At 69.2% G+C, this 10,370-nt stretch carries 8 protein-coding genes; 4 read left to right on the top strand and 4 right to left on the bottom strand.

Going from position 1 to position 10,370, the window contains the following annotated elements:
• Window positions 1–40: 40 nt before the first annotated feature.
• The 4 genes from ACFWIW_RS41860 to ACFWIW_RS41845 are packed head-to-tail and all read right to left on the bottom strand — an operon-like array spanning window position 41 to window position 3,925.
• Complete coding sequence (locus tag ACFWIW_RS41860; protein ID WP_378373566.1) at window positions 41–1,063, bottom strand: GNAT family N-acetyltransferase; 1,023 nt, start codon at window positions 1,061–1,063, stop codon at window positions 41–43.
• Entirely contained in the window at window positions 1,057–2,100 is a 1,044-nt protein-coding gene (locus tag ACFWIW_RS41855) for a GNAT family N-acetyltransferase (RefSeq protein WP_378373565.1), read from the bottom strand. Before ACFWIW_RS41855 ends, ACFWIW_RS41860 begins: the two co-directional genes overlap by 7 nt.
• Window positions 2,097–3,200 (bottom strand): hypothetical protein, encoded by a 1,104-nt coding sequence (locus ACFWIW_RS41850; RefSeq protein WP_378373564.1) that lies wholly within the window; start codon window positions 3,198–3,200, stop codon window positions 2,097–2,099. The genes ACFWIW_RS41855 and ACFWIW_RS41850 overlap by 4 nt, the downstream gene beginning before the upstream one ends.
• Window positions 3,200–3,925, bottom strand: a complete 726-nt coding sequence (locus tag ACFWIW_RS41845) for a hypothetical protein (protein WP_378373563.1) — start codon at window positions 3,923–3,925, stop codon at window positions 3,200–3,202. Before ACFWIW_RS41845 ends, ACFWIW_RS41850 begins: the two co-directional genes overlap by 1 nt.
• 321 nt (window positions 3,926–4,246) lie before the next feature.
• On the opposite strand from ACFWIW_RS41845, the gene ACFWIW_RS41840 reads away from it, so the two are divergent.
• Genes ACFWIW_RS41840 through ACFWIW_RS41825 form a run of 4 tightly spaced genes read left to right on the top strand, consistent with a single transcriptional unit; the run spans window position 4,247 to window position 10,285 of the window.
• A complete protein-coding gene (locus ACFWIW_RS41840) occupies window positions 4,247–6,481 on the top strand; it encodes a glycosyltransferase (RefSeq protein WP_378373562.1) in 2,235 nt (744 codons plus the stop codon).
• A complete protein-coding gene (locus ACFWIW_RS41835; protein WP_378373561.1) occupies window positions 6,478–7,755 on the top strand; it encodes a hypothetical protein in 1,278 nt (425 codons plus the stop codon). The genes ACFWIW_RS41840 and ACFWIW_RS41835 overlap by 4 nt, the downstream gene beginning before the upstream one ends.
• Window positions 7,756–7,775: 20 nt before the next feature.
• Complete coding sequence (locus tag ACFWIW_RS41830; RefSeq protein WP_378373560.1) at window positions 7,776–9,578, top strand: carbamoyltransferase; 1,803 nt, start codon at window positions 7,776–7,778, stop codon at window positions 9,576–9,578.
• Complete coding sequence (locus ACFWIW_RS41825) at window positions 9,575–10,285, top strand: hypothetical protein (RefSeq protein WP_378373559.1); 711 nt, start codon at window positions 9,575–9,577, stop codon at window positions 10,283–10,285. The genes ACFWIW_RS41830 and ACFWIW_RS41825 overlap by 4 nt, the downstream gene beginning before the upstream one ends.
• The last annotated feature ends 85 nt before the right edge of the window (window positions 10,286–10,370 follow it).

The following is a 10,370-nucleotide window of genomic DNA, read 5'->3' as shown; positions in this document are numbered from 1 at the left end:
TGGTAAGGACGGTTAGAACCGTCCTTACCACTCACGAGGCTCAGAGCAGTGCGACCGCGGCCGCGTACTGCGGCACCAGATGCGCCCCCAGGGAAGCCTTCATCTCCGACATCTTCTTCCCGAACACCACCCGCGGCCGTCCGGCTTCAACCGCCCACCGCACCGTTTCGCCGTAGAAGTGGAAGTACAGATCGGGCCGCCCGCCGAGTTCCGGCGGCAGCGCCGCCCAGTGCCGGGCGATCGGCAGTGTCGGGTGGTCGAGAAGGGTCGCGACGGCGACCGCGCGACCCGTGGCCGTCTCGCGGTACTCGATGACGTGCACGTCCGGCTGCCGCAGCAGGGCACTCACATAGCCCACGAACGCAGGGAGCGGCACGATCGGCACATCGTGGTGTTTGGTCTCGTTGTGCCGCAACAGTTCCGCGATCTCGACCGGGTCAGCCTCCGCACCCGGCCGCACGCGCACCCCGATCGACGGATCGGCCTCGAAGGTACGGAAGATCTTGCGCAGGTTCTGCTTGCGTTTCCTGGCCAGCGAGTGCATCCAGTCGTCGCGGCCCGAGAACGGCGAGACGTCGAGGACCGCGACGTCCTCGGTCCGGCGCACCGTCTTCAGTCCGCCGCGGACACTGTCCACTCCGGACTCCCCGACCTGGCGCACCAGCAGTGCTCGCAGGCCGAAGCCGAGTTCCGCGCGCATGGCCGGGACGAACACGTCCAGCAGCATGCCGACGCCGCCGTCCGCTTCCGCACCGTCGAACCACCAGCCCGGCATCGCTCCCGAACCCGGTGAGCGGACGTCGAGACCACCGAACCGTCCACGTCCCACCGGGCGGGCGAACCGGTGCCGCCGGGTGAGTCCGGTGACCCAGGCGGAGCTGACCACACCCCACGGTTCCCCGCCTTCGAGCAGGACCGTGACCGGTTGCTCGGTACGCGCCGCCCACGCCTGGGTGGTGAGAACCTCCCAGCTCCAGTCCGCCCGCAGGCCCGCCTTGTCCCGCAGCGTCTTCCAGTACGCGGGCTCCGGATCGCGGCGGGGATCCAGCACTTCGATCACCATCGCGTCACCGGTCTCGGCACGATCACCCCGAGCAGCGGGACCGGCTGGAAACCGAGTGTCGCCTTGAGCTCCGTCAGGCCCCGGCCCATCGACAGCGACTTCCGGTTGCCTTCGATCATGTAGCGCACGTTCCGCACGACAGCCTCGAAGTAGAGGTGCTTCGGCCGTCCGTCCTCCGGGGCCAGCGCGGCCCAATGCTGGTGCAGCGGCGCGACGGGATGGTCGAGCACGTTGGTGAACGCGAGCAGCCTGCCCTCGCCGTCGTGGTAGGTCGAGGTGATCACGTCCGGTCTGCGCACGAGTTCCCCGAGGTATTCGGCGGTGACCGGGCCGCGCCGGTCGAATTTCACCGGGCCCATCCGTTCCCGGTGCTCCCGCAGCATGGTGGCCAGCTCCAGCGCGTCGAGGTCGGTGCGGGCGGCCTCGGTGCGGACGATCACGTCCGGGTCGGCCGCGATCTTCTTCGACTGGCCGCGCAGGCTCAGCCGCCTGCTCCGGCGCAGGGACGCCAGCCATCCGTCGACGTCGACGAACCGGTTCTCCAGCACCGACGTGGGCATCGTGTCGCGCACGGGCCTGCCTCGCCCGGTCAGCATGTCGAGCGACTCCGGCTCGACGGTCCGGTAGAGCACGCCCAGGCACCCGGGCCCGGTGAAACGGCACACGGCGCGCTCGAACCGGCGCATGATCTCCCGCCGGCCGTCGGCGTCGACACCGTCCGCGAACAGCCACGGCGGGTACCCGGAAAGCCACGCGTGCTGCACCTCGACCCAGCGCGGCCCGAGCCGCGCCACACCGCGCACGGCGCCCGGCCGATCCGGGGAGACCGGGGCGCACAGCATCGCCAGTACCGCGGCGACGATCTCGCCCCCATCGGTGATCACGGTGAGCACGTTCGGGCTGCGGGAAAAACGCGACTCCACCCGCAGCAACCGGTAGTCCCACGGAACCGGGGCCTGCTGCGCGACGAGGAATCCCGCCCAGCCATCGGGTTCCGGGTCGGTTCGCGGGTCGAGCACCCGCACTTCCCAGGTCATCGGCCCAGCACCGGTCTCGGCACGGCGACCGACACCAGTGGCCTGGTGCCGAAGCCGAGCGGGGTCTTGTTCTCCAGCATCGCCCGGCCCGCGGTCAGTTCGGGGCGTCGATGCGCGATCACGTGCTCCACCGCCCTGGCGTAGAAGTCGACATAGAGCCCTTTCCGTCCGCCGGCCACGCTCGGCAGCGCGGCCCACTGGTGCAGCGCGCAGCCGTCGCCGGCGTCGAACACCGTGCCGAATCCCAGCAGGCGCCCGGATCCGTCGCGGTAGGTACGGGTGATGACGTCCGGACGACGGACGAGCGCGTCCAGATAGGACGGTGCGATCGGGCTGCGGGTGTCCATGTGCAGCCCGCCGAACCGCGACCGTTGCCCGCCTGCCCAGGCCCGGTCGTCCTGCCTGCTCCGATGGGCGTTGAGCAGCACGGCGAGTTCGTGGCAGTCCAGGTCCCGGCGGGCGGTGGCCGCCTCGGTGCGCAGGTCCCCGTCTTCACGCAGTTCGTGCAGTGTCTTCCGGGTTCCGTCGTCGAGCACGCGTTCCCAGTCGTCCACAGTGGAGTAGGAGTTGATCAGTACGGCGGCCGGGTCGATCTCGCGGGTCATCCGGCCGCGGCCGTCCAGCGCCGGAAGGAGTTCGGGGTTCATGGCGCGGTAGATCAGGCCCAGCAGCCCCGGGCCGAGGTGGGCGCACAGTGCCCGTTCGAACCGGCGGACCACTTCCCGCCGCTCGGTCTCGTCCAGCCGCTCGTCGAGCACCCCGGCGGGGTACCCGCTGAGCTGCCAGAGGTAGGCCTCCGCCCAGCGCGGGCGGAACCGTCCACCCAGAACGGACAGCGGCGCGAAGTCGCCCGCCCGCCAGCTCCGGCACACCATCACGGTGAACGCGCCGACGATCGTCCCGTTCCGGCGGAGCACCGCGAGCACCGCGGGATTCTTCGCCATCCAGGCTTCCCGGCGCAGGACCTCGTACTCCCACACCGGCCACAACCGCGCCCGCCGCAGGAACCCGCTCCAGCCTTCGGGTTCGGCCGCGCTTCTCGGATCGAGCACCTCGACCTCGAACCTGGTGCTCCGTGCCGCCACCTTCATCGTCGCCATCACGTGAGCACGACCGGTGTCCCGTGTCGCGGGCACGGCGCGATCTCGCCACGGACGCCGCCGGCGGGCAGCACGTCCACGAACCGCGGGGAATCCTGGCGCAGCAGTGTGAACGCGAGCCCACCCGTCGTCGGGCGCGCGTAGACGCGGGGCCAGTCGAGGTGCCAGCGGCCGCATTCCCCGATCGCGCCGAGGTAGCCCAGCGCCGGATCGTGGAGCACCCCGTACGGGCCGGAGTCCATTGTGTCCAGTTCCCGTCGCGGTACGGATTCGACCCGATACGCACGGTCTTCGGGCAAGGCCGCGGCGAAGACGGCGAGCTGCTTGTCGTCACCGACCGCGAGCACGCGACGGCCGCGGCGAAGCGCGGAGGACAGTTCCGCCAGCACACCCGGCGCCGGAACGTCGGGATCCACCACACAGCAACGAACCCCGCGCGGCAGGTCCGACGGCGGCCGCAGCCCGTCCCCGCCGAGCACGACGACCAATGCGTCCCCGCTCACCGAACGTGCCTTGCGCAGCACGGGACCCAGACCCCGGCTCGGCTCGATCCGTTGCGCGCCACCGGCGAGCGGTACCAGGTCGACGATCTTGTGCACCGCCTCGGCCAGCGGCGCCGCGCCGGAGTCCCGCCCGGTGCGCCCGGGCACCAGCACGGGATCCCTTCTGCCGTCGAGAGCCCAGCGTTCCCGATAGAACGGCACCGTCGCGAAGGCCGACCGCACCGACCGCCGGTAGGCAGCCCGCCAGGCAGCATTCACCCCCACAGTCCACATGGCGCGCAAGCCTGCGCCATCGACGCCGGTTTGGGAATACCCCGCGCCGGGTTCATCCGGTTTTCGGCCGACTTCCCACCTTTTCGACTGAGCTGAAAGGACGAACTTGCGGAATCCGCTGGCGATAGCAAAGCGAGTCTGCCTATAACACGGGAACTTTCGATCCGGCACGACCTGCCGGACGCCTGGGGCAAGGGGACTCATGAACCGTGAAAACACAACGTGTGACGCTGCGAACACAATAGCGTACTCACCGCAGGGATTCGACAGATGAGCTGGTCGATCCCCGGCCCCGCGGAAAGCGGACTCACCGTAGTCGTCCCGTGCTTCAACGAAGTCGACAACGTCGAGCCCTCGTACCAGGAGATCGTCGCCGAGTTGGGAAATCTCCCACTCGAACTGCTCTATGTGGACGATGGGAGCACCGACGGGACCCTGGACGTCATCCGGGCCCTGGCGAACACCGACCCCCGGGTGCGGTATCTGTCCTTCACCCGGAACTTCGGGTTCGAAGCGGCCTTTTCCGCAGGTTATCGGTACGCGGGGAAACCCTGGCTCCTGCACATGGACGCCGATCAGCAGTTCCCCGCCTCCGAGGTGGGGAAATTGATCACCGCCGCCGAGGCGGGCAACGACGCCGTTTTCGGTGTCCGCACCAATAGGCAAGATCCCTTACTCAGACGGTGGGGCACCGCGGCCTTCCATTTCCTCGGCCGCCGTGTCCTGCGCATCGAACTCCCGCCCGGTGCGACGGCGTTCCGCCTGGTACGCACGGAACTCGCGCGCAAGATCGTCGATCTCCGGCTGGGCACCCCGTACTTCCTCGCCACCGTGCCGAGGCTGACCAGCCGCTACACCACCGTCCAGGTGGCACACCGGGCCCGCGAACGCGGGGAGTCCAAAGTGGGCTTCGGTTTCCTTTCCTCGCACGCCATCGAGTTGTTCGTCGGCTTCACGCGGCGGCTGACCACGGTTGCTTCGACCACGGCGGTACTGACCGCCGGGATCTCGGTGCTCGCCGGGATCGCGGCGGCCACCGGGCTGCTCGGGCTGACCGCCGCGTCGACGCTGACCTTCGTCATGTTCTCCGTGCTGCTGACCGTGCTCGCGTTGTCCGTCCGCTACCTGGTCGTGGTCGGCGCGGGGCAGGCGCGGCCACGGCAGTTCTACATCAGGGAAGCCAACTTCCCGGTCGACGAGGACGACCGGCTCTACGCCTCGGCCACGGCCGAGATCCATCCTGGGGAAAGGCAAGCGGGAGTGAAGAACACCGAAGACACGGCGGCGGTACGGAGCCTGGTGATCTTGGGCGGCGCCGACGGTTCGGTCAGCACGTATCACCGGGCACGGGAGCTCGGGTTCCGCACCATCTGCGTGGACGTCCGCGCGAGCGCGCCCGCGGTGGCGCTGGCCGACGAGTTCGTCCAGGTCAGCGTCCGCGCGCCGGAACAGATCGCGGCGGCGCTCGACGGGCGGGACGACATCGCCGGGGTGCTCTGCCCGGCCAGCGACGTCGGGCTGCCCGCGCTCGCCTGGCTCACCCGGCATTGGAATCTGCCCGACCCGTTGCCCGAAGCCGCCGTCGCCGCTTCGGTCGACAAGTCCGTGTTCCGTGAACTCTGCGACAGGCTGCGTCTGCCGACCTACCGCAGCGTCGGCGGGAAGCCCGGCCCGGACCTCGCGCTCGCCGCGCAGCAGCTGCGGTTCCCGACATTGGTGAAACCGGTCGACTCCTCCGGAAGCCGCGGTGTCGTCTCGTGCGCCAGCCCCGGCGGCCTCACCACCGCGTTCTCCGACTCCCTCGCGTTCTCGCCGTCCGGCAAGCTGGTCGTCGAGGAACATCTCGACGGCTCGCACTACACGATCGAAGCACTCGCCGTCGACGGCCGGATCGTGTTCCACGCGGTCACCCGGCGCACGCTGACGCCGCCACCGTTCTTCGTGACGGCGTCGCATCTGCTGCCGGCCGGGTTGCCGCCGGTGGTCGACCGCGCGCTGCCGGTGATGCTGGCCGCGTTGTGCGCCGAACTCGGGTACCGCACCGGTCCGCTCACCCTCGACGCGGTTTTGGGCCGTGACGGGAAGTTCTACCTGATCGAGATGGGCGCCCGGATGGGCGGGAACGGTCTGGCCGAGGCGATCGAGCACAGCACGGGCGTCGACCTGATCGCCGCGGGGATCGCCGCCGCGACCGGCGGCGAGGTCGTGCTCTCCCCGCGTGACCCGCGGCCGACGCTCATCCACATCCTCGCCTCCGACCGCGCCGGCCGGATCGTGCGCATCGAAGGCACGGACGAGGTCCGCGCCATGCCCGCGGTGCACAACCTGGAACTGTTCGCGGAGGAGGACTCCTACGTCAAACCGTACGAGCAGGCCGGCTACAAGATGGGCTACGCCGTGCTTTCCGCGCCGACCGTGCCCGAGGTGCTCGCGGCGGAGGACGAATTGCGCGGCACGCTGAAGTTCCTGCTCGACGAGCAGGGTGCGGCGGTACCGCTCCCTTGACCGGCACTTCGCTCACCGGCGCCGGCACCGCGTCGATCGCGGCGCCGAAGCCGTCGATGGTGCTCCGGCTGCTCGCCGGGCGTGGCGTGTTCCGGCTGGCGATCCAGGCGATGGGCCTGGTGCTCGTCACCGCGTGGGGCGCGCACGACTACGGCCGGTTCGCCACCGCGCTCGGGCTGATGACGTGGCTCAACTTCGTGCCGTCCGCGGCGGAGAAGTCGGCGCTGAAATGCTTGCCACGCCTGCGGATGACGCGGGACGCGGTCGCGGCGCTCGCCGTCCACGTCGCCGTTGTCCCGGTGCTCGTGGTGCTGGCGGCGATGGCGGTCGCGCTGATCGTCGCACCGGGCTCGGACGCCGCGCTGTACCTGACGGCCGCGGGCTGGTCGATCTCCGGTGGCCTGCTGATGACGGTCTCCGGCCTGCACCGGTTCACCGGGAAGTCCACTTTGGACGCTCTCGCGTTCACCGCGGGCGCGATGGTGGTCGGCGCCGTGACGGTGGGCACCTGGTTCGTCCGCTGGTCGCCGTTGACGCATCTCGGCCTGTTGCTCGGCGGGATCCTGCTCATCCTCGGCTTCTCCGCGGCACTGCTGCCGAAGAAGTGGCTGCGGGTGCGAAGGATCGACGGGCACCGGCTCCTGCCCGCGTTCGGCCGGACCACGGTGCTGCTCGGGATGACCGAGGTGCTGGACGTCCTCGCGACGTCGACGGTGTTCGGCGTGCTGGCGCTGGCCGGGCGGACCGTCGACAGTGGACCGTTCTACGTCGCCTTGCTGGCCAGCAGCGCGTTCTGTTCGCTGCTGTTCTATCAGCTGCGGGTGCACCAGCCTGCGATTTCGTCGCGGTTGCGTGGTGGCGGGGCGGCGGCGGGCCGGGCCCGCGCGGTCGAACTGCTGAAACTGGTCGAACGGGGCGCGCTCGCGTTCCTCGTCCTGGTGGGGATCGCCCTCGCGATCCCGGCGGCCCGTGCGGTGCTGACCGCAGAAGACACCGTCGGCGCGTACGTGGTCCTCGGCGTCTTCGTCCTGGTCGAAACGGTGCTGTTCGCCGTCCGGCTCTACGCGGGCTTCCTGATCGAAAACACCAACAGCAAGGTCCTCACGCTCACGGCGTCGGCCTCGATCGCCGGGCTGGTCGCCACCCCGCTGGCCGCCGCCGCGCTCGTCCCGGCGATGGGACCGGTCGGCGGATTCGCCGCCCTCGTCTTCGCCGTCGGCACCCGGGCGATCGTCCTCCGGCGGCTGCTGCGCCGCCACCACCCCGAACTCTGAACGTCGCACTGGAGAAGGAAATGTACGTACTGGGAATCAGCAGGGTCCACGACTCGGCGGCCGCGCTCGTGCGCGACGGCGAGATCATCGCTTTCGCCGAAGAAGAACGCTTCACCCGGAAGAAGCACGACGGGGACTTCCCCGCGGAGGCGATCAAGTTCTGCCTGGAGCGCGGCGGGATCACCCTCGCCGACGTCGACCACGTCGCCTACTACTGGCAGCGCTGGCGTGAAGGTATCCACGCGGCGAAGGTGTTCGCGAAGTACTTCCCGGGAACGCTGGAGGTCTTCCGCAACCAGAACGGCGACGAGGGCGGCTCCTCGGCGGGAATGGTCGAGACGTTCAAGACCGGTGGCGGCAAAGGCGTCGACGACTACCACGTCGGCGGCGCGGTGCTCGCGCACATCAAGCGGTCCTTCACACTCGAACGCGACGTGAAGGAGGCCGTGGGCTGGACCGGCCCGACGAAGTTCAAGACGCATCTGGTCGACCACCACAAGGCGCACGCCGCCAGCGGGTACTTCATCTCGCCGTGGGAAGAGTCGGCGGTGCTCACCTTCGACGGTATCGGCAGCGACGGCACCGCGACCTATCTCGGGCACGGCAAGGGAAACCGGATCATCGACATCCGGCGGATCAAGTTCCCGCATTCGCTCGGCGCGATGTACGCCGGCGTCACCGGCTATCTGGGCTTCTACCCCACCCGTGACGAAGGCAAGATCATGGGGCTGGCGCCGCTCGGCAACGACACCTACGTCGACGCGTTCAAGCAGCTGATCCACCTCGACGACGACGGCGGGTACGAGCTCGAACTGAGCTTCTTCGGCCACCACCGCACCGGCAAACACGTGATGTCGAAGAAGTTCACCGACCTGTTCGGCCCGGCGCGGCCCAAGACCCGGGTCACCGCGGAGAACCCGGTGCCGCAGCACTACTGCGACATCGCCTACGCGCTGCAGGTCACCTTGGAGGAGGCCGGGCTGCACATCGCGCGCTGGCTGCAGCGGGAGACGGGATCGCGGCGGCTGTCCGTCGCGGGCGGTGTCGCGCTGAACAGCGTGATGAACGGGCGGATCCTGCTGGAAACCCCGTTCGAGGACTTCTTCGCCCAGCCCGCGGCCGCCGACGACGGCTGCGCGCTCGGTTCGGCGCTGGAGGTGTCGGTCGGCAAGTACGGCAAGCCCCGTCCCCGCGACGGCTACACCTACACCGGCCCGGACTACACCGAGGCGGAGATGGAGCTGGCGCTGCAGGACGCCGGGGTCCGCTACACCAAGGTCGACGACATCGCCGCGCACACGGCGAAGAAGATCTCCGAGGGCAAGATCATCGGCTGGGTGCAGGGCCGGATGGAATGCGGGCCGCGAGCGCTCGGCAACCGTTCGCTGGTGGCCGACCCGCGCGACCCCGATTCGAAGACGCGGATGAACGAGAAGGTCAAGCACCGCGAGGCGTTCCGGCCGTTCGCGCCGTCGTGCCTGGCGGAACGCGCGGGCGACTGGTTCGTCAGCGACTACCCGTCGCCGGTCATGCTGCTGGTGTTCGACGTCCTGCCGGACAAACGCGACGAGGTCCCGGCCATCACCCACGTCGACGGGACCGCCCGCGTGCAGACGGTGACCGAAGCCGACAACCCGCTGTACTACCGGATGATCAGCGAGTTCGAGAAGCTCACCGGTGTGCCGATGGTGGTCAACACCTCGTTCAACGACAACAACGAACCGATCGTCGCCAGCCCGGCCGACGCGGTGGCCTGCTACCTGAAGACCGACGTCGACGCCCTCGCCCTCGGGCCGTTCTGGGCAGAGAAGGACGACCTGTGACCGCCACACTGCCCGACACCGACGGCTGGATCCCCGCGCTCTACCGGCGGCGCAAATGGCTGTGGCTGGTGGCCGCCGTCCCGGCCGTGGTGACCACGCTGCTGATCATGGTGATCCTGCCGCCGGACCAGACGCTGGACAACGTCGCGGACTGGGCGTTCAAGCTGTGCCCGTTCGTCTTCGCGGTCGCCACGGTGGCGCTGTTCCCCCGCACCAAATGGGGTCCGGCGCTGATCGTGCTCGCGGTGTTCGTCTACATGTCCTATTTGGACACCGAGCTGATCATGCGGATCCAGGCGTTCGCCAGGAACGCCGCCACCGACGAGAACGCCTTCCAGCCGGTGTACCAGTTCGAGCTGTTCATCGTGACGTTCATCGTCCTGTTCGGGCTGATGGCGTACCGGCTGGGCGGCGGCCGGACGGCGAACGTGCTCAAAACCGGTGTCGCGTCGATCCTCGTGGTGATCTCGGGCGCGAACGACCTGACGTTCTGGGCGCTCAACGACGTCTGGGCGGCCGGGACGAAACCGACCGAGCTCAAATGGGCTTCGCACATGATCGTGTTCCTCGGCGGGCCGCCGAGTGTCCCGGTCGCGGTGATGTTCATGCTGGTGCACCTGGTGCTGGCGGCGATCGTGGTGGCACTGCCGGTGGGCCGGTGGGTGGACCGGGCGCTGGGGCTCGCTTCGACCTCGCGCGAGGCATAGGCGGCGCGTGTTGCGAAAGCCACTTTCGCAACCTTCAACGTTGCGAAAGTGGCTTTAGCAACGCGCTCTTCAGCTCAGGTGAGCC

Source organism: Amycolatopsis sp. NPDC058340, from assembly GCF_042723975.1.
Lineage (GTDB): Bacteria > Actinomycetota > Actinomycetes > Mycobacteriales > Pseudonocardiaceae > Amycolatopsis.
Note: the sequence above shows the minus strand (reverse complement) of the source record. Positions and strands in the feature narration are given on the sequence as shown.